The organism is Prevotella sp. DNF00663, from assembly GCF_001553265.1.
Taxonomy (GTDB): Bacteria; Bacteroidota; Bacteroidia; order Bacteroidales; family Bacteroidaceae; genus Prevotella.
In genome coordinates this window covers 1-21,454 of the sequence record NZ_KQ960650.1, presented here as the reverse complement: position 1 = coordinate 21,454, position 21,454 = coordinate 1, and the positions used below count along the sequence as shown (strand labels likewise).

The 21,454-nt window shown below is 45.1% G+C and carries 11 protein-coding genes; 4 read left to right on the top strand and 7 right to left on the bottom strand.

Annotation, left to right across the window (positions count from 1 at the left end; genetic code table 11):
* Window positions 1–55: 55 nt before the first annotated feature.
* Together HMPREF3034_RS09585 and HMPREF3034_RS09580 are read left to right on the top strand one after the other, a co-directional pair.
* Window positions 56–2,158 (top strand): HD family phosphohydrolase, encoded by a 2,103-nt coding sequence (locus HMPREF3034_RS09585; protein ID WP_036899551.1) that lies wholly within the window; start codon window positions 56–58, stop codon window positions 2,156–2,158.
* Between the two features lie 211 nt (window positions 2,159–2,369).
* Window positions 2,370–4,046 (top strand): OmpP1/FadL family transporter, encoded by a 1,677-nt coding sequence (locus HMPREF3034_RS09580; RefSeq protein ID WP_062435118.1) that lies wholly within the window; start codon window positions 2,370–2,372, stop codon window positions 4,044–4,046.
* 130 nt (window positions 4,047–4,176) lie between these two features.
* Here the strand turns inward: HMPREF3034_RS09580 and priA are convergent, their stop codons facing one another.
* The 5 genes from priA to HMPREF3034_RS09555 form a co-directional block, all read right to left on the bottom strand.
* A complete protein-coding gene (gene priA / locus HMPREF3034_RS09575) occupies window positions 4,177–6,444 on the bottom strand; it encodes a replication restart helicase PriA (RefSeq protein ID WP_062435130.1) in 2,268 nt (755 codons plus the stop codon).
* Between the two features lie 373 nt (window positions 6,445–6,817).
* A complete protein-coding gene (locus HMPREF3034_RS09570; RefSeq protein ID WP_062435116.1) occupies window positions 6,818–8,587 on the bottom strand; it encodes a RagB/SusD family nutrient uptake outer membrane protein in 1,770 nt (589 codons plus the stop codon).
* A gap of 18 nt (window positions 8,588–8,605) precedes the next feature.
* Window positions 8,606–11,692, bottom strand: a complete 3,087-nt coding sequence (locus HMPREF3034_RS09565; protein WP_062435112.1) for a SusC/RagA family TonB-linked outer membrane protein — start codon at window positions 11,690–11,692, stop codon at window positions 8,606–8,608.
* A 4-nt stretch (window positions 11,693–11,696) separates the two neighbouring features.
* A complete protein-coding gene (locus HMPREF3034_RS09560; protein WP_062435110.1) occupies window positions 11,697–14,267 on the bottom strand; it encodes a zinc-dependent metalloprotease in 2,571 nt (856 codons plus the stop codon).
* 325 nt (window positions 14,268–14,592) lie between these two features.
* Window positions 14,593–14,859 (bottom strand): hypothetical protein, encoded by a 267-nt coding sequence (locus HMPREF3034_RS09555; protein ID WP_062435107.1) that lies wholly within the window; start codon window positions 14,857–14,859, stop codon window positions 14,593–14,595.
* A 339-nt stretch (window positions 14,860–15,198) separates the two neighbouring features.
* On the opposite strand from HMPREF3034_RS09555, the gene HMPREF3034_RS09550 reads away from it, so the two are divergent.
* Window positions 15,199–16,176 carry a hypothetical protein gene (locus tag HMPREF3034_RS09550; RefSeq protein ID WP_156431095.1) on the top strand — a complete coding sequence of 326 codons (978 nt, stop codon included), beginning with the start codon at window positions 15,199–15,201 and terminating at the stop codon, window positions 16,174–16,176.
* The gene (locus HMPREF3034_RS09545) at window positions 16,151–18,343 is read left to right on the top strand and encodes a hypothetical protein (protein WP_156431094.1); all 2,193 of its coding nucleotides are present in this window, start codon (window positions 16,151–16,153) and stop codon (window positions 18,341–18,343) included. Before HMPREF3034_RS09550 ends, HMPREF3034_RS09545 begins: the two co-directional genes overlap by 26 nt.
* Before the next feature lie 122 nt (window positions 18,344–18,465).
* Here the strand turns inward: HMPREF3034_RS09545 and HMPREF3034_RS09540 are convergent, their stop codons facing one another.
* Both HMPREF3034_RS09540 and HMPREF3034_RS09535 read right to left on the bottom strand, forming a co-directional pair.
* The gene (locus tag HMPREF3034_RS09540) at window positions 18,466–21,168 is read right to left on the bottom strand and encodes a fimbrillin family protein (protein WP_062435098.1); all 2,703 of its coding nucleotides are present in this window, start codon (window positions 21,166–21,168) and stop codon (window positions 18,466–18,468) included.
* Window positions 21,169–21,218: 50 nt separating this feature from the next.
* On the bottom strand, window positions 21,219–21,454 hold a 236-nt coding region (locus HMPREF3034_RS09535; protein WP_231725660.1), incomplete at its 5' end, for a hypothetical protein.

The window sequence follows — 21,454 nt, the reverse complement described above, 5'->3', positions numbered from 1 at the left end:
AATGCCGTTCTTTTTTTGTATTTTCGCATAATAATAGACATAAACACCGTTTATAATGAGATATTCTTACAAGACATCTAAGTACTATTGGCGAAATCTTTTCAGTCGCCTAGCCCTCATATCCATTACGGTTGCTGTCATTGTATGGTTCTTGCCACGCAACGAAGTACAGCATTTCCGCTACGATGTGGGTAAACCATGGATGTACGGTTCGTTCATCGCGAAGTTCGATTTCCCCATTTATAAGACCGATGAGATACTGAAATCCGAGCAAGACTCCATGATGGAATTGTTCCAGCCCTACTATAATTATAATAGTTATGTAGAAAAACAGCAGGTGGCAAAGTTCAAAAAAGACTTTGCCAACAGTTCATCGGGACTCACAGAAGAGTATAAAATCTTGTTACTAGACCGTTTTCACAGACTTTATCAAGCCGGTATCATGAAGATGCCGGAGTATAATGTACTGGCAAAAGATTCTACCAACATCCTCCGAATAGTCAATGGAAAGAAAGCAACAGGTGTACAAATCAACTGTATCTACTCTACCATGACTGCATATGAACAGTTGTTCCAAGATGAGAAGTTAGCTCAACAGCGCCCGCTCTTGCAACGACTGAATCTCAATAACTACATTGTACCAAACCTAGAATACGACAGTGAGCGCAGTGAAACGGAGAAAAACGACATATTGAGTGGTATTCCTATCGCCAGCGGAATGGTGATGAGTGGGCAAAAAATCATCGACCGAGGTGAGATTGTAGATGATTATGTGTACCGAGTGCTTAGCTCTTTCGAGCGCGAAATGTCTCGACGCAATGCCAGTAAGCAAGAGATTACGTACACCACTATCGGTCAATGCATCTTTGTCTTTATGCTTATCACGCTCTTCACGACCTATCTGGCACTCTTCAGACGCGACTATTTCCGCGACCAACGAAGCATTATGATGCTCTATTCGCTCATTACCATCTTCCCCATCTTGGTATCTTTGATGATGAGCCACAGCATCTTCAGCGTATATATCCTGCCTTTTGCGATGGTACCTATCTTCATTCGCGTATTTATGGACTCTCGCACGGCATTCATCGCACACTGTACGATGATTCTTATCAGTGCCGCGGCCGTGAAATACCAATACGAATTCATCATCATACAATTGGTAGCCGGGCTCATAGCCATCTATTCGCTACGCGAACTATCCAAACGTTCGCAGGTATTTAAGACGGCATTACTTGTCACCGTTGGTACGTTCCTCGTTTATTTTGCCTTGCAGATGATGCAAAACGAGGATGTATCGAAGTTGAATCAAGACATGTACTACCACTTCATTGCCAACGGTATCTTCCTATTACTCACTTACCCGATGATGTATCTCATTGAGAAGGCATTCGGATTTACAAGCGACGTAACGCTCTTCGAGCTCTCTAACACCAACAAGGGACTCTTGCGCGACATGAGCGAGATAGCTCCCGGCACTTTCCAACATTCCATTACAGTGGGTAATTTGGCCGCAGAGATTGCCAATAAGATAGGTGCCAACAGTCTCCTCGTGCGTACCGGAGCACTCTATCACGACATAGGGAAGATGGAAAACCCAGTCTTCTTCACCGAGAATCAGGTCGGTATAAACCCTCACGATAATATGACTCCCAAGGAAAGTGCACAGATTATCATCAACCATGTGCCCGAAGGAGTAAAGATGGCAGAAAAGAATAACCTTCCATCGTTTATCAAAGACTTCATCGTTACACATCATGGGCGTGGTGTAGCCAAGTATTTCTACGTGAATTACAAGAATGCTCACCCCGATGAAGAAATAGATATGGAGAGCTTTACCTACCCCGGTCCGAATCCATTCACACGCGAACAAGCCATATTGATGATGGCCGACACGGTAGAAGCAGCCTCCCGCTCGTTGCCGGAATACACCGAAGAGAGTATCAGCGCTTTGGTTAACAAACTCATTGACGCCCAAGTGGCCGATGGATTCTTCACCGAATGCCCTATCACATTCCGTGATATAAGTCAGGCTAAACAAGTCGCTATTGAGCGACTTAAAGCTATTTACCACACGCGTATCTCTTATCCAGAACTCAAAAAAGGTATCAAAGATGCACCAAAGCAGCCAACTGATACAACCGGAAAGCCGAAATAAGCTTATCGTATATACCATATTATATAATATATCAGTTTATTGGCTGTAGCCAACTAAACAATACTACATGCCTAAAAGCCTGCACAAACATACTGATTTGTGCAGGCTTTTATTGTTACATTGTTAACATTACTAAATAAATAAAACCTTATTAGAGAATTATAGAACATTTTTAATAACTTTGCAGACATATTTTTTACAACTATTCAAGATGACTAAGTTAAAATTTATAATTGTTGTTGCAATTTTGTTAACGTCTCAATTCTCATGGGCAGGTGGTTTATTAACCAATACTAACCAAAGTGTTACCTTCCTTCGCAACCCGGCTCGCGACGCAGCCATTGCTATAGACGGAGTATATTTCAATCCTGCCGGTGTGGTATTCCTCAACGATGGATGGCATCTATCAATCAATATACAGAATGCACATCAAACTCGTAGTGTCAATTCGACCTTTGGTGCTTTTGCTTTCGGAGCACAGAATGAGGGCAAAACCAATAAGACCTTCAAAGGAGTTGCCAATGCGCCCATCCTTCCTGCTTTACAAACAGCCTACAACAAAGGCAAGTGGAGTTTCCAATTCAATTTTGCCGTTACCGGCGGAGGAGGTAAAGCAGAGTTTGCCAAAGGCTTAGGTTCGTTTGAAAGTAGCGTTGCCATGCTGCCATTACTATCCGGTCACCTTGACGCATTGACTACCAAACTCGGTTTAGGAGCACTTGGACTCCCCGCTATTGAGCAATACGACATGGATACATACATGCGTGGTAGACAATATTACTTTGGATTTACACTCGGAACAGCATACAAAATCAATGACCATCTCTCTGTATATGGTGGTCTGCGACTGCTCTATGGCAATGCCAACTATTATGGTTATGTGCGTAACATCAAGGTGCGTACTGCCGGTTCTACAGAATTTGTCAATGCACCATCAGCTTTTACAGCACAGTCGGCAGCCGCTTTCGAGGCAGCAGGTAAATATGCCGCTGCAGCCGAACAATATGCAAAAGCAGGCAATGTAGCCGCTGCCACAGCAGCCGCTGCCTCGGCTAAGGATTACAAAATCAAAGGAGCCAGCCTCGGTGCACTCGGTATTGCGACACAAGATGTAACCCTCAACTGCGACCAAACAGGTTGGGGACTCGCTCCTATCTTGGGTATCGACTACAAAACGGGAGATTTCAACTTCGCAGCTAAATACGAATTCAAGACTAGTATGCGCTTGAAAAACAAATCGGCAAATAGCGAGAGCGCCAAGAACCTTAAACAATTGGCAAAATTTGAAGATGGAAAAGAAGTAGAAGAAGACTCTCCCAGCCTACTCACTGTGGGTGCCCAGTGGTCTGTACTACCCACATTGCGACTCAATGCCGGTTGGCATCACTACTTCGACAAGAATGCCCATCTCTATAATAATAAGCAAAAACTGCTCGGAGGTGATACCAACGAGTATCTCTTCGGTGCTGAATACGACATCAACAAACGTTTTACCGTGAGTGGTGGTACCCAGGTTACACGCTATCAAATGACAGATGAGTATATGGAAGACATCAGCTTCAATGTGAATAGCTACTCGTTCGGACTCGGTGTCGGCATACATCTCAACAAGAAGATGACTTTGAACCTCGCTTATTTCCAAACTAATTATACACATTACAAGCGTAATACCAACAACTACAATAATCTTTCAAATTTGGCCGGAGGCATTGTTGGCAAGCTGGGAGGTGCATTAGGCATGGACGAAAGCAAAGTCAAAGCAGCTTTACAAACTACCCAAGGTCTGCTTACCACCCCTCAAGGCGATGGCAAAAGCTTGCTTTACGGTGCAGACGACTTCACTCGTACCAACCGAGTATTTGGTATCGGACTAGATATAGATTTTTAAATAATTCTCTCGTGCCCCTCATTCCATGTGAGGGGCTTTTTGTTTTCAGTTATGATCTATTGACTCCTAACTTTTAAATCCTCACTTCTAACAGTGTAAAAGGGTATTGTTCCAAACGGACAATACCTTTTTACATAGGATCTACATCGTAATATATCTGCAAGAGGGCGTAGCGCTTATCCTTCATCAACTCTACCTGCACCCATCTCAACACCTCTCTCACCTTCTTTTGGTCGATACCATTCTCTAATTTCAGCATCAATTTGCGAATATGAAGTTGCTTTACACGTGCTACAGCCGGCTTATCGGGCCCCAAAACCCGATCACCAAAATACTGGCGCAAGCGTCCGCCAAGTTCCAATCCGGCTGACTCTACCACATCTGCATTGCGATGTTTCAAGTAGACATACACCAAATGGAAAAATGGTGGATAACGGAATAGACGGCGTTCTTCCATCAAATCGGTATAGAACCCCTTGAAATCGTGATGCACCACTTGATTGATAACCGACAAATCAGGATTCTTCGTTTGTAGGATAACACGTCCGCGAGCACCTTTTCGGCCTGCTCTTCCACTCACCTGTGCCATCATCATAAAAGCATGTTCGTAGGCTCTGAAATCAGGATAATTCAACATCGAGTCGGCATCCAATATTCCCACCACACTCACACGATCAAAGTCCAACCCCTTGGTCACCATCTGCGTACCAATTAAGAGGTTGGTACGTCCGGCAGCAAAGTCGCGAATAATACGTTCATAAGCATTTTTCGTACGTGTAGTATCAAGATCCATACGAGCCACTCGGGCTTCGGGGAACTCCTCAGTAATCAAACTTTCTATCTTCTCGGTACCAATACCACGCCCATGCAGGTCGGTATTACCACAATTAGGGCACTCTTCGGGCACGGAATAAGTAAATCCACAGTAGTGACACGACAGTTGATTCATATTCTTATGCAATGTGAGCGACACGTCGCAGTTATCACATTTAGGCACCCATCCGCACACCTTACACTCTATCATCGGTGCAAATCCACGCCTATTTTGAAAGAGTATCACTTGTTGGTCGGCTGCCAAAGCCTCTCTAATAGCCTTCAATAGCACCGGAGAAAACGCCCCACGCATAATCTTGCGACGTCGTAAGTCTTTCACATCGACCACCTGTATTTCCGGAAGTTGTATGCCTTGATAGCGGGTTTGGAGCGTTACCAGTCCGTATTTGCCCGTTTGCGCATTGTAGTAGCTCTCCATTGAGGGCGTAGCCGTACCCAACAGGGTCTTCGCACCATACATCTGTGCCAACACGATAGCCGCACTTCGTGCATGATAACGCGGTGCTGGGTCTTGTTGTTTAAAACTTGACTCATGTTCTTCGTCTATAACGACGAACCCCAACCGCTGAAATGGAAGGAAGCCAGCACTGCGTGCACCGAGAATCACATCGTAGGGATGGTCTGATAGTTGCTTCTGCCAAATCTCAACACGCTCGACATCGCTATATTTACTATGATAGATACCCAGTCGATTGCCAAAGACGCGTTGCAATCTCTCGGTCATCTGCACCGTCAAAGCTATCTCCGGAAGCAGGTACAACACCTGTTCGCCACGGTCGATAGCCTCTTGTATCAAGTGAATATAGAGTTCTGTCTTACCACTCGACGTCACTCCATGCAACAAAACTACTTGTCGCTTTTGGAATTGAGCGGCTATCTCGCGATACGCCACTGTCTGAACATCATTGAGCGGCTTGATATTTTCGGGCATAGGACGGACAGTTCCATTCAGTCGTCCCACCTCTTTTTCATAGAGATAAAGTATCTTTCTGTCGATGAGGGCACGCACATGAGCCAACGTGGCATGCACTTCGTTCATCAGTTCTTCGCGCGTTATCTCGGTTATCGGTTGCTGCGGTGTATCGCCTTGCAACGAATCCCAATGACTCAAAGCCAAAAATACCGCGAAAGTATGGGCTTGCTTGGTGGCACGTGCCAAAATATTCAGCGCCACATGTAATGCTTGCTCAGTACGAAAAGGCTCTGCCAATCCCACATACACCTCCGTCTTAGGTCGATAACCATCCTCTGCTTTCAGACCGGAGGGCAAAGCTGCTTTATAAATCTCGCCAATCGGCGACAGATAATAGTCGGCTATCCATTGCCACAACTTCAATTGTTGTGGTAACAACATACGCGATTCGTCAAGAACGGCAAGGATGGGACGTACTTTAAAATCCGGTTTCGTCTCATGAATCTTAGCCACCATCGCCGTATACCGTTTGCTTTTGCCTAGTGGCACCTGCACACGTATCCCCTCACCTACTCTCATTGACAATTCGTCGGGCACGGAATAGGTGAACAATCCTTCCAAAGGTAGGGGCAATATGACGTCTACATACATCTGCATTCGGCACACAAAGTTAATGGAAGTTGCCTTGATTTCAAAATAAAACCACTGCTTTTATATGCGAAGATATAGCGATTAACAAGGTAAGTAATCGCTAGAATGAGGCTTAAAGAGTCGGGATAAGGATATTGCAAGGCCGAGGCAGCAATGCTGCAAAGCCTCTTCAGCATTACTGCATAGCCCGAACAGTAATGCTGATGCAGCCTTGCAGTAAACGAAGAGTCGCAGAGTAATGGATTAGAAATATTGATTTCTACAACTTAACTACTCACTCATAACTCCTCACTTCTAACTCCACACAAAGCAAACTCCCTCCTCCTGCCTTGTCGACAGAAAGAGGGAGTACAATCATATTAAAAATGTTAGTTTACTTCTCGTTCCATTCTGCATTCTGGTCTATTTCATGATAGCGCACTTCAGACCATGGAATGGGGTAATAATTCTGATTAGCTCTGAACACACGTTCGGTCTTCTGAGACTTGAGGGCAGACACTTTGTAAGTCATCTTACCATCTTCACCCTTCACAATCTCCATACCACGCAATGGATTTTCCGAACCATTGAGCTTGGCAACAGCCGTACCTAGACGCAGATAATCCCAGTATGTAGTCTCTTCGAAGGCTAGTTCCACTCGACGTTCGTTGAGAATCTGGTCGAGGGTAATGCTCGTCAATTCCGGCATGTGTACACGTTTACGCACCTGATTGACCAAATTGAGAGCCACAGCAGTATTACCTGAGCGGAAAGAAGCCTCGGCATAGTCGAGCAAAGCCTCAGCATAACGCCAGATAATATAGTTCTGCTTGCTACCATACTTGTTGTCTCCAAAGAGAGAAGCTGTGGGATCAAGGAACTTACGCATGTAATATCCCGTGCGGGTAACACCTGCATTGCGGTCAGTACCATACTTCGTGAGGTCTACACCAGCCTTCTTCTTGCCACCCTCCATTGTATAATGGATGTCCATCACGTGGCTACGGAACGACGAACCATCATAAAGGATGTTGGCATAGAAGCGATAGTCGCGATTTTCAAAGGGATGTTGAGGATCTAACGTCTTTCCATCACGCATGCCATATTCATCAACATGGTTCTGAGTGGGGACATAAGCGCATCGCTTACCATTGAGGAAAGGAGGCGCAGCATCCTCGTCCAGACGATGTCCGAAGTCTTCTACAATACCGGTATCGCTATGATGAACTTCCAAGATAGACTCAACGCTGTTCTTCGTGAGGAATATCTTGGTGTAGCTATCGGCAATAGCAGTCTCTGTACTACCTGTTACGGGCACGAGACTGTACAATCCCGACTTCACCAACTCCTCATAAGCAGCCGCTGCTTTCTGCATCATCTCCTTCGAACGGTCTCCGGTAAAGCCATAATATTCTTTATCCTTATTCTGGAACTGTGGCGAACCAACCCAAAAATACACCTTCGCTTTGAGCATCATGGCAGCTCCCTTAGTCACACGACCTACATCTTGCGACTCATATTTTGCAGGCAACAACTCGACAGCCTGCTGAGCTTCGGAAACTATAAACTCCGCCATCTTCTCATAAGACGAGCGCGGGAACTTCTCATTATCGTTGAGTGGATCGTATAAATGGTCTATCAGTAGAGGTGCGCCGAAGCGTCTCAACAACATATAATAATAATATCCACGGAAGAAATGAGCCTCACCCAAGATGCGTTGCTTGGAAGCTCCATTGGCAATACTTCCTTCGTTGGCCAGCAAACGGTTGATGTGCTGAATCATTTCGTAACAACTACCCCATGAACTGCCGGCTGTTCGCGTGATAGCAGTTTCTTTTCCAGCCTGCTCATCGGCAAATCCGGTACGTCCCCAAGTACTCATTGAGTAGGTCAACTGGTCACTATACCAAGCCGGGAAAGGCTGAGACATGCTACGCAATAGCCAACTGGTAGACATGAGGATGTTGAAACCGTTATGCATATTGCGATACCAAGGCATCGTATACTCATCGAGTAAGAGTGGACTTTTCCATATACTAGGCTCAGCCAACTTGTCTACTGGCGCGTCGTGGAACAGATTGTTACAGCCGGTAAAGCCTGTTGAGAGTGTCAACAGACCGACCGCATTCAGTAAATATGTTCGTATTTGTTCATTGTCGTACAATTATTTATAGTAAAACCATTAAATACCGATGTTACAACTCAAGCCGTATGTACGCTGAATAGGATAGCCTCGACGTGATTCAGGGTCCATGTGCTTCAGCTTACTCCATGTAAACAGATTACCACCCATCAAAGTAATGGTGAGCGAACTGAGTTTCAGGCTCTTCAAGGTAGATGCCGGCAGACTGTAACCGATATTGAGCGACTTCAAACGAATGAAGCTATTGTCGCGCAACCAGAACGAAGATGCCAAACGGTTGTTATCAATTGAGGTTGCCAACTTGACGCGAGGATACTCCGCATTGGGGTTCTCCGGCGTCCAACAATCGGTGAGATGATAATCTTGGAAACGTGGTAAGCTACCTTTTTCGAGCGTATAAGCCTCTGTGATATACTGCTTATAACCGGCCACACCTTGGAACATTACGTTGACAAATACGCCCTTATAGCTAGCACCCAACTTCAAACTTCCCGTGAAATCGGGATAAGCCGAATTCTTGAATGCCACTTCGTCTTTCTTATCGAGCACACCGTCACCGTTCTGGTCTTTATATTTGATGTCACCGGGCTTCACAGTCTTGTTCTTACCATTGTAACTTCCGTCCTGATTCAACTTCCAATTATCAATCTCCTCTTGCGTCTGAAAGAGTCCCAATGCTTCGTACATCCACGATGTACCGATGCTATGTCCCTTGCGACGAAGGTTCTCCAACTGGTTGCTTTCGTCTCCATAGTCGAGCACTTTGTCTCGCCCGAGCGATAACATGAACGATGCATCATAGCGGAACTTGCCTATTGAGTTGCGATGAGTGAGGGTTAAATCCCATCCCCAAGCCTTTACTTTACCATAGTTCATATAAGGAACAGCTCCATTTGTACCTGTCGAAGGAGGATACATATAATCGGGAGCATTTGAAAGCATGTCGGTCTTATAGCGCAAATAGTACTCGTAAGTGATGCCAAAACGGTTGTTCCAGAAGCCAAGATCGATTCCGAAGTTGTAGTCACGACTCTTTTCCCACTTCAATCTAGCATTAGGATAGTTACCAGAATTCACCACAATACCGGGCTTCAATAATCCACCGAGATTGTAACCGTTGACAGGTGAGTAGATATAACTCAATAAATAAGAGTAGTCTTGTACACCACCATCACGTCCGAGGATACCAGTTGAACCACGGAATTTCACATTACTGATGACACGCTGTTTCCAGTTCTTGAAGAACTTTTCGTTAGATAGCATCCACGAAGCAGATACTGTGGGGAAGAAACCCCATCTGTGGTCGGGATGGAACTTGGCAGAACCGTCCACACGGAAGCTGAACTCAGCGAAGTAACGATTCTCGTAAGCGTAGGTAGCACGGCCAATCAACGACGCACGTTGTATCTCGCTTTCTTTTCCATGAAGCGAACCAATTTCAGTATTACCGATAAATTCAGGATAAACACCGGGCAAATCGCTGTTTCTACCATCCATGTATTTGTTCTTATACATCTGATAGTTGGCAACCATCATACCTGTTACACTGTGCTTTTCCTTGAAAGTCTGAGCGTAATTGATACCAGCTTCCAACAAAGTATTGTCCACAAACTGGTCCATCTGGTACATAGAAATCTTCGCTTTCGGATACACAGTGGTCTCATCTACTTTGATTTCCTTGCTAGCTTCGTCGTAAGTGTAGAGCGCAACAGGCGAATTAAACTCGTTACGGATAGAGTTGTTGTTGTCCATCGTCACCTTACCATAAACCGAGAGACCTTTTACCCAAGGGATATCCCAATTCAAATTGGCCGTGATAGTGTTCATCTTCACACGGTTACGAGTATATCCGCCGAGTCCACGAATATTAATCAATGGATTACCACCATTGATACTAGCCAGCTCACCGTTCGTAAGAGTGAACGGTTGAACGGGAGAATAGCTGTAAGCAGCGTCTACTGTGGTAAAGCTAGTGTTCTTATAACCGGAACGAACACCATTGAAATCGAGCGAAAGGACAAGTCCCTTGGCCAGCGTAGCATCCAATTTGGCAGCATAGTTGAAGCGATCGCGCCCTACTCCACTGTACAAACCGGCCGTCTTGGTGTACGAACCTGAGATATAATAACGCAGGAACTGATTACCACCAGAGAGCGAAACGCTATGCGTAGTAGAATATCCATGGCTGTTCAAATAGTCGATGATATTGGTATCGGCAAACTTATTAGGATTGGACTGTGTACGAATCATCTCCAATTCCTCGTCGGTATAGGGATTCACATTGGCTTCTCCCTCTACAGCCTTGTTGTATAACTTGGCAAATTCGTAGCTGTTCAAGAACTTGGGGAACTTGGTTGCTTTCTGAATATTGTACTGACCGCGATAGTTGATGCGTAGTTTTGAGTCGCCTTTTGAACGCTTTGTCTTAATCAAAACGACTCCGTTGGCAGCACGCACACCGTAAACGGCAGCGGCAGCAGCATCTTTGAGAATTGAGATACTCTCAATATCATCGGGGTTCAGGTCGGATAAGCGTTGTTCTCCATCGCTTGTGTTCTCCGAGAAACGTGGAACGCCATCAATAACAAGCAACGGTGACGATGAAGCACCGGTGACAGCGCGGATTCGAAGATTTGCCTCGCGAGCCGTACCGGGGTCACCTGACACCGACATAACCTGTAAACCGGCCACCTGACCATTCAGAGCCTCATCCAAATTAGGTGTAGGGACGCGAGCCAAATCGGTACCTTTCACCACCTCAATAGACGAGGTAAGGTTCGATCTCTTCTGCGTTCCGTAACCTACAACTACGAGTTCATCGAGGTTCTGAGCGTCTTCGTCGAGTTTGATGTTCAACCATTTGCCCAGTACAGCACGTACTATAGATGCCTTATAGCCGATATAAGACACCACCAAAGTAGATTTTCCATTAGGCATCGTGATAGTAAAGTTACCATCCTTATCGGTCATGACGCCCAATTTTCCACCTTCTACCTTTACATTAGCCCCAATAACGGGTTCACCAGTGGAGTCAACCACCTTTCCACTGACTTTCAAATCCTGTGCCAAAACATTGACAGAGAAGAGGCAAGACAGCAAAGTCAATAAACAAAAAAGTCTCCTCATAAATTTATTCCTTTAAGAGTTTATCAATCATCAATATCTGATACTCATAGAAGTTGCGTGTCTTGCTATCGCCTGTAGCACGCTTCCGAATGTACAAATTGCGTACTTTCTTCAGCTGACTCAACATCAATGGAGAGAGCACATCGCTGGGTAATGATGGCAAACCGTAATTGATACGCATGAATGAATCGCCCTGATGAGCCTTGCAACATGCCAATTCGGTAGTCTCTGCTGCCAAATTTTCAGCCAATTCAGCCTCTGTCAACAGCAGTCCCTTCTTCCCTTGCTTGAGTTGCAAGCCACTTGTAACCTTGAAAACAGAGAGAACGCCCGACTGTAGACTCAAATCGGCTTCGCTCAAAGCACGACCTTGCATCGTAGGAGCAAATAATGTGTTGAACACATCATTCATATATTGATCAAGACTATAATTCTTTGCAGGATTAATCTTGTATCCTTCGCTGATGCGGAACAAGCGAGTACCGGCATAAAGTGCACCTACTACCGACGACTGCAACCTCTCATTAACATTAGAAGGCAAGTCTAGTTTATTCAAAAGTGATTGTGGTGACAACCAAGAATTGTAGCTGCGAGCCTGTCCGATAAGCCATTGCATGGCACGCTTTTGGGTAGCTCGGTCGATATAATGGCGTGCAGCGCCCTTGTTATCACCCTGTCTGATTTCCTCGAAACGCACACCTCCGATGTAAGGCATCACATGGAAGAGATGGCGAGTGTACTGCGATACGACTTGTTTGTACATATCTTTCACAGCTTCATAAGTATCACCGGGCTTATAGGTCCACTTCTCTAGATTACGCATGATAATCTTCAAGTTGCTGATAGCGTAGTTACCGGCTTTGATATGGTCGTTACCCAAGTCTTCAGACTGGTCGGTCGGGTCTACGGCACCCATGAACTGCTGCGCTCCAAACTCATACATAGGGTCGCCACTCTTAGCTTTAATCCATGCATCGAGAGTGGGTTTCTCCTTTTCGGGAGTATCAGCATCCTTGATAAGACGATAACCCCAGTTGATAGCATAGATATCCTCAACACCCAAGATAGGCGGAGTGAGCTTCACACCACGCTCCAAATCGCCCGGCTGAGCGATGAAGTTGTTACGTGCATAGTCCATGATACTAGGTGTAGTACCATATTTCTGGGTGAACGAAGGACTACGTAGCGAGTCTACAGGGAACGAATAGCTGGCTCCCATGTTGTGCATCAAACCCAGCGTGTGGCCTACTTCGTGGGCAGCCACATAGCGTACAGACTCTTTCATCAAGTCGTCGTCGAACACAGCCTTATGAGTTCGCGCATCAACAGCACCTGTTTGGACAAATCGCCAGTTGTGCAAGAGCGATATAACGTTGTGATACCAAATGACATCTGCTGTCAATATCTCGCCCGTTCGAGGATCTACATAGCTCGGACCCATCGCATTGGCAGTCTCGGTAACGGCATATTTGATGCAGTTATAGCGCATGTCGGCAGGGTTGAAGGTCGAATCGTTCTTCGGATAATCCTTTGCCATGATAGCATTCTTGAATCCTGCAGCCTCAAAAGCCTTGTTCCAGTCTTCTATACCTTGCTTTACGGTGCCACGCCACTTATCGGGGAAGGCTGAGTCTACATAGAACACAATAGGTTTCTTGGGCTCTACCAATTCGCCACGGAAGTAGCGATCGCGGTCTTCATCCTTGGGTTCTAGACGCCAACGGTGTATATAAGTCTTCTTATCTACACGATCCGATGTCGAAGAATAGATTTTCTTATCAGTGCTGAAGAATCCCACACGGTTGTCTTGTAGGCGCATAGCCATCGGTTTCTCGGGCGCCATGAAGAGCGAACGATGCATGACTACGGTGTAAGGGATGTTTTCTTTTGACAGGTCGAAGCTCAACGAACTGATAATCTCGATGTTGCGAGGGAATGACTTCACATCGGTGATACCCGAAGCATCCGAGATAAACGAGCCTTTTAAGTTGCGGCTACCTCCAAAAAGCACCGACAGAGGGTTGTCAGGCTTCATCGGACTCAAACTCTTCTCGTTGCCTCCGAAGAACGAAGTCATATCAATGAGCACCTTACCATCTTTCTTTCCCACTATCTTAAAGGCCTTCAAGATGGGGTCGGCAAAGTTTGTTTTAAACGAAGCAGCAATCGGATCGCCCTTCTTTACTACGTTGGTATTCTGCACTAAATGCAAGTATACACGCACGCTATCGGTAGAGAAACGAATCAAACGAGGCGCATCTACCATCTGTCCGGCTACATAATCATTGGTATTGCTGGTAGACGACACGCGGTTAGAGAGGATATAACTGCGTGAGAAAGCCGAATCGGCAATACTAAAATACAGTTTTCCGTCTTTAGTGAAGTATGTATCAAACATACCTTTGACAAGTTTAGCCTCTTTCACAGCCTTGTTGAAATCAGCTACCGACGACTTGCCCGGCTTATCTTTGGCCGTCAGCAACGAGTCTACTTTTACCTTACTCTTTTTCTTTGCCATTGTGGGCTGCAAATTCACAGCACCTGCCAATAGCAAAATCAGCAGAATTCTATTCATAAAGTTGGATTTTGTTATGATATTGAGTATTACTTCCCGTATAGAAACATGGAATTATAATTTAAGAATGTGCAAATATAATAAAAAACAACCATTTTTACTATTTTTATAATGGCATATTTTTGACAAAAATACTTTTATTTCTATTTATTGTTCATAAAAGTTTGCACTAAGGAAAGCCTAGCCTAAAAGACGTCCCATACATTTCACCATTGTTTTATACCTTATAAGGCAAATTCAATTCGCCCCTACAGGTCAGTAAAGCCTCTGTACTTATCGCTTCAAAACGTGGTCTGTCATACGGTATAAATGCTATTTGCTTACACTAGACAATACATAAGTACATGGCAAGACTCGTAGGGACGCGACATGTCGCGTCCGAGAACTGTATATACACTGTAAATCTAGGAGCAAATATGACTGTGGACTTCCCCGCGGACGTAGCATGCCACGTCCCTACAGAAGCCTCTCCCCAGTCATTATCTCCCTCGTTTTTAGTCGTACCGGCTGAGCCGACAGCGACTACTCGGTCGATGACCGATGGTTCTCCAAAAGGAGCGGGAGCAAGAAATAAACCTTTTCCGTCCCACAATTTAAAAACTTATCAACTCAAAAACTTACAAACTGCCCCCTAAACTCATCTACTTGTCAACCTAAAATCTTGTCTACTTGTTTACTCGTTCACTTGTTTACTAAAATGATTGGTGCGGGGTGGGGCTTCTGCAGCGCCTATTCAGCATCGCTGCCAAGCCTATTCAGAAATGCTGAAAAGTCGAGGCAGCGACACTGCCTAGCCACTGCAATCAGTCAAGTAAGAAATTGGTACAAGACAAGAAAGTATGGTTGACGACCAATTTTTATGTAAAATAATGATAATTCAAAGCTAATCCTCCGCTGATTCAGATAAAATTGATAAGTTTGCAACAACACTATGAAGATAGCTATGAAAGGAGTGATGCAAACAATAACAGGACTATACCATGACTACAGCAGCGCGAGGACATTGCGTAGGACATGGATGATCGGAACATTGATAGCATTGCTGTACTCAGCATTGACCGCATGCCACGAGCAACCGAAACCTGTCAAAGTTCGCTCGGCCTATTATTGGAGTACCAGCTTTGCGGTAGATACGGCCTATATCAATCGACACCACATTTCAAAACTCTACATCCGCTACTTCGATGTGGTAAAAAATGCCGACGGAGAAGCCATGCCCAATGCCACTATATCATTTAAACAGACTCCACCAAAGACGGTGGAAGTGATTCCGGTGGTATTCATTGTCAACGATGTGATGCGAAATCGCGTAGACGGACTGGCCGAAAAGGTTGCGCAACGCATCATGCAAATGACCCAAACACATGGTATCGCAGCACTGAAAGAGATACAGATAGACTGCGACTGGACACGAACAACCCGCAAAACATACTATGCTTTTATGCAAGAGATGCAAAAACTATTGAGCAAGCAAGGCATTCACTTGTCATCAACCATTCGCCTTCACCAACTGGCACAGACGCCCCCACCGGCCGACCGTGGTGTGTTGATGGTATATAATACGGGCGATTTCACCAATATACACAACGAGCATCCTATCTTGGACTACCGCGACGTGAAACCATATCTGCGCTATATAGCCGGCTATAAGCTGCCCTTATCGGCCGCCTATCCCAACTTTACCTACCGACTACTGTTTCGCGGCGATAAATACGTGGGCATTGTACACCACGAGAATGAATACCCGATGTTGCCGGGCGACACGATGATTACGAGGCACTCTGCTCTTGAGCAGGTATTACAGACCAAGCATGCCCTTGAACAGAAGCGCAATGACATCAACAACGAAACAATTATCTTCGACTTAAAACGTAACAACCGCCATGATGAAGAGATTTATAGTCATTAGTTTATTGCTATTTATTGTAGGAAAAGCCTCAGCTTGCGGCCCGATGGCACCTGTACACAACTACTATCTGTTTGATGTGTACGACCAGAAATATAATTATTTCACATTCGACTACCAACTGTTTGAATATTGGAAGAAATATACAGGGGTAACGTGCGAGGAAAATGAAGTCTCTAATCATTACCCTAATAAATACAGTTATAATGATCTCTTCTTCGGAGATGACTGTGCTTTTTTAAAGGAAGTGGCTCGCAAGAAAGGCGACAGAGAGATGTTGACCTACATCAAGCAAATAGCCGACTACAGCAAAGTGAGCGGTGACCTGTATAACCAATGGAGTTATCCGACGCCGGAGGACATTGCTCGTACCAACAAAACACTCGCCATCATTGCCACAACGGCCGGTCAACGACTCCATGGACGTCTTAAAGCACAGTATTGCCTGCTGCTGATGCGTGCCAACATGATGCTGAAGCGATATGCCAACAACATTCTGGTATGGGAAAAGACAGGGTGTTCGCTGTCCAAAGGAGTGTATCGAGACATGTGTCGAAACATTTATGCCAACGCATTATACAACTTACCCAATGACAAACAGGCGCAGAAGCACATACAAATGGCACTCGACATCTATGCCGAACAAGGAGATTTGCAGAGCGTGAGATGGAGATTGCAACAATACAGGAATGTACCGGGTATCCGAAAGATATATGCCGAGACGCCCAACTCACCTTCACTCATCTATCTGATACAAGAGTTTGTGAATGGAGCGCAAGAGACTGCCGACACGCAAGGGAACAAAGAAGCCATAGAATGGGTGGGATATATACCGACATATCCAGCAGAAATGAAGCAATTCATAGCACTATCGAACAGCGTACTGCACGAAGGCAAGGTGAAAGACCCGTGCTTGTGGCAGGCAGCCAATGCCATGTTGCACTACATCATGGGCAACTACCGACAAGCATCCAACGATGCTGAGCATGCAATGATGATGCGTGGAATGCCGCGTTCGCACGATGTGGCACGAGCCATCAGACTCATGGCACGGGCCAAACTATTACCTCTCCATGGCAACGGGACAAAATTTATTGCTCAAGAAATGGAATGGCTCGATCGAAAGATAGCTCCCCAAACTGCCTACGACTGGCAAGACGACTACTTTTGGAGGGTAAAAGACCGCTTGGCCTACACCGTGCTCGTACCTCGTTATAAGACTATGGGTAACAAAAACATGGAGACAGCCCTGATGGATATAGACAACCAAACAACAAAAGCCTATCCATTCCCTTTTTACACATACAATGTCAAAGAATCTTTGGGTTGGGAGTTGGGCTCGAAGATGGATAGTCTTACAGCAAAAGAAGCTATAGCCTATACCAAGTTTGTTTATTCCAAACCAGAAGATGCATTGGCTCGGTATGTGACAAAGCACACGACGCACGACCGGGAATACTATAACAACTTAATAGGAAGTAAGTTTCTGCGCGAAGGACGATTTGCCGAAGCACTCCCCTATCTACGAAAACTACCGATGCTCTATATCAATAGCGATGAAAGTAATTATGTATTATATCATTGTGACTTTACCGCTCCACGCTGGTTTGTACGCCAACGCAACGGTAATGATTTTGACGGCTACGAGGTTCCGGCCTTGACGAAGAATTATAAGGTGGCATTCTGTGAGGATATGCTGCAACTACAAAGCCGTTACAAGCTGGCTGGGACCGATGTCGACCGTTGCCATTTCGGCTACGAACTGGCCAAACGCTACTATCAGGCATCGCCTTATGGAGATTGTTGGTATATCACTCGCGACGGCTTTAGTTGCTACGACAGTGCCAAAAGCTACGAACAAGACTTTGCCAAAGAGACCGTTCGACTGCTCGACGAGTGCCTACGCAGTGCCCACGACAACTTTCAAATGAAGCAACAATGTCTCTATGCCAAGGCCTTTGTGCTGTTCAATGTGCATGGCCAATCGCCTAATTACTTTTGGGAGGGTATAGAAAGTGTCTTCAAATATCCCGACCTGCACGACGCTTACACGCAGTTGGCTGACTTCTATCGACAAAGTACGCTCTTCTTAGACCCAATTATCACACGCTGCGACGTGTTGCAGAGATTCATGCAAGGCGATTTTTCTACTTCAAAACAATATTGGTAGGTTCTATTAATTCATATATTAATAGAACCTACCTTAACTGATTAATAATAAGTTAATTTATAGAATATCCCGAAAGTGTTTATCAGCAAGCGGTGATTATATTTCCACTTGCCCCATTATGACTACTCCGCAATAGGCAATATACCACAACTGTTGTTAAATGCTATGCCTGCTCCAAGCGCACTGGAGATGTCTTTAGTAGAGGGTGATGATGGCGAGAACACCAAACCGCTTAAGTTCGCTTCTTTATTTACGCACGCTGCCCAATAGAGCCCAAGTTTTCCTGCATCCTCTACCTGTCCTGTCCGATGATTGCGACCTGCTGGTGCAAACAAAAGATAGTAGTTCTGCATATTTTTCTGTATCCACCTGCCAGCGTCCCAATCTCCTTTCGTATAGATGCCGTTATTGGTGAAAATAGGAATGTAAGCCACTGGCAAAACCTTAAATCCTACTGGACATGGGTCGTAAATTGACTTTTTTGTATTTGTCAAATCGTGATTCTGCAACGTTGTGTTGGTTGCCCAAAGCGAATAGGTCTCTCCGTTGTTGAACTCTGAATAGAGATGCTCTCCCGTATAGAAAGTACCAGGATTTTGGATAAGGTCTTGTATTCGTTTGCCATCTGCTTCGGCAGCTTCTATTTTAAATCCAGTCACATCAATATTAGGCATTGGGTCTTTTCTACCAAATTGATAAGAGGTGGTGTTTATTTCTCTATAGTAAACAGGCTTTTGGATAATCTCTACCGTGGCGGTCTGTCCATTGTTGTCGTTTTGCTTGAGTTTTATTTTTATGCGTCTATCCTCTGTTCTTTTCGTTCCATTGCTGTTCTTGCTTTGCAGCCATTTAACGTATGCAAGTCCCAGCGGCTCTTTTGCTACCACTTTTATTATGTTTGTTCCTTTTTCCAATTGTTTAGTCTCCAATGCTTCTGGAGACGTAAACCATAGGTGCCACGACCACATGACAACGCCCTTGTTGTCGGTTACTGCCACAACAGCATTACCATTCTTTATATTGTTTTTATCGACGGTAAAGACAAGATGGTCTTCTTTTATCTCAAGATTGTCACTTACCTGCTTGCCGTCTTGCCAAATAATCTTGGCTTTCGCACCACCAATGATATGAGGGGAGGCTATCTCTTTTCCTTGATAGTCTTTATAGCATTTGCGAGAGGTGTCGTAAGCGCTTGGATTGGGTTGTCCGTTCTTGATGGCGTTGCCATAGACCAATGGAATGGCGTATGTGCCAGGGGCGGAAACGATATAGCAGTTGGCGGTGTTTCCTCCCATAGTTACATTGTACCCAAGATTTTTTGTAGCCAGGTTGTATGGATTTCCAATTGAGCCCTGTGCTTGATTGTTTTGTAATTTTTCGTTCCTGTCAGCCACTTCGTCAACGACATCCCAATACACGGTTGCCGTCACCTTTTCACCCGAAGTAGTGTAAGAACCTGCACCAGATGTTTTATCCAGCTTGATCATGTTGTCAGCCTCTGAAGCGTTGATAGGATTCCATTGCTTGCCGCCATCGGTAGACACTTCATATCCTTCAACCGACCATCCCAATGGCTTGTCACCTGTTTGGTAGCTTGTAACGGTAAAGGGAACATCTTCCGTCTTGGGTTGCGTCTTTGTGTCATAGGTCAACACCTTTCCGCCATTAACAGTGAAGTGATAGTCGCTTTTTCCCGTTTTACGATAAAAGCTATACGTCTTGGTCGTGCCAGGCTTCCAGTTTGCGGACACCTTTCCTGTAATGGTTTTTCCTCCCACTTCAATCCTGATGGTAATTTTTCCCTCTTGTGGAATCATGAACATGGTGTTAGCGTCAAACGCCACATGCTCTGACGATCCTACGATGCACACATTGTTCTCGGTTTTGAATCCATATTTACCAGGGTAGTTTTCTAGCTCAAAAAAGGTTGGATCATCGCTGGAAAGTTCCCATGTGCCGAATTTGTTGCTCTCATCTGGTAGGATGTATGTTCCTTTCGCCTTGACATTGGCAATGGTCACTCTTGAGATATTGTCATTCTTACCTTCACCCAATACGTCTTTCCCTATTTTGAAGCGCAAAGCAGTAAGCGGATGTCTGAACGTCAGCTTTATCGGAGGACATTTCTTTTCCTTTTTGTTCTCTTGGCTAAGAGTTACCACATCTGACGTAGCGGTGACAAAATCCAACTGTGTACCAACGATATCTTTCACCTCAAAGTCTATCTTTTTCTTGCCGCCCTCTTCTCGCAGGCTACCTAATCCGTCCAAGTTGGGACCGTAGGCGTAAAACTTTCCGCAAGGCTGGCTACCTTTCCATATCAACGATCCTTCTAATGGTGATCCGTTTCCATTGAAAACCTGATCTTTGAAGTTGCCGTCCATAGATAAAGAACCAGAATTTGCGCCAAAGAAGGCTGTGGCTTTGAATTGCCTACTCAACGCACCATTTGTAACATACACATGAGCACCTCGGGTCGTAGCTTGAACATCGTCTATTTCGGAGGGCAATCCAGGGGTTGTCTCTTCCACGATGGTTACGGTACTGCCGTCTGAGCAGTGACCATCGAACGTGCGTACGGTGATGTCTGATGGCTTCAGTCCCTGCATTTCCATGTGTGTCGCGCGGCTTGTCATCGCCTTTGCCAACGCTTGGTCGGCTGTACGCGTGGCGTCTTGGATGTTGAATGTGATGTGTGTGGCTTCGCTACCATTGTTTCCGGTGTTATCGATATCATCAGTGCATGCCGTTGGCAGGAGCATAAAAGCGACTGCCAGCGCACAGTTGTTCACATATTTCTTGGTTGTCAGTGTTATCTTCTTCATGATGTTGTTTTAATAAAATGTAATACTTTGACGGAGCACCTAATTCAGGTTCATCCCCAGTCTACCATCTCTTCTCCATCATCCACTCGTTTTTCTTCTTCGATGTGAAGAATAGATTCACCCGATTTTAGGGGAATTTTCGAATCTTGTAAAATAGCAACATCCATTTCGGTATATATCACAGTGCATGAAAGCTTTATGTACTTTTTTCTCATAGCTGTAATTTTATTGATTATTAGGTAATTTGTTGGTATCCTTAATTCCGCAACACTATTATAAATTAAAC

Excerpts from the sequence above, each read along its gene's own strand:
- HMPREF3034_RS09585 (WP_036899551.1), top strand. The coding sequence starts at position 56 with ATGAGATATTCTTACAAGACATCTAAGTACTATTGGCGAAATCTTTTC.
- HMPREF3034_RS09580 (WP_062435118.1), top strand. The coding sequence starts at position 2,370 with ATGACTAAGTTAAAATTTATAATTGTTGTTGCAATTTTGTTAACGTCT.
- priA (WP_062435130.1), bottom strand. The coding sequence starts at position 6,444 with ATGTATGTAGACGTCATATTGCCCCTACCTTTGGAAGGATTGTTCACC.
- HMPREF3034_RS09565 (WP_062435112.1), bottom strand. The coding sequence starts at position 11,692 with ATGAGGAGACTTTTTTGTTTATTGACTTTGCTGTCTTGCCTCTTCTCT.
- HMPREF3034_RS09560 (WP_062435110.1), bottom strand. The coding sequence starts at position 14,267 with ATGAATAGAATTCTGCTGATTTTGCTATTGGCAGGTGCTGTGAATTTG.
- HMPREF3034_RS09550 (WP_156431095.1), top strand. The coding sequence starts at position 15,199 with ATGAAGATAGCTATGAAAGGAGTGATGCAAACAATAACAGGACTATAC.
- HMPREF3034_RS09545 (WP_156431094.1), top strand. The coding sequence starts at position 16,151 with ATGATGAAGAGATTTATAGTCATTAGTTTATTGCTATTTATTGTAGGA.
- HMPREF3034_RS09540 (WP_062435098.1), bottom strand. The coding sequence starts at position 21,168 with ATGAAGAAGATAACACTGACAACCAAGAAATATGTGAACAACTGTGCG.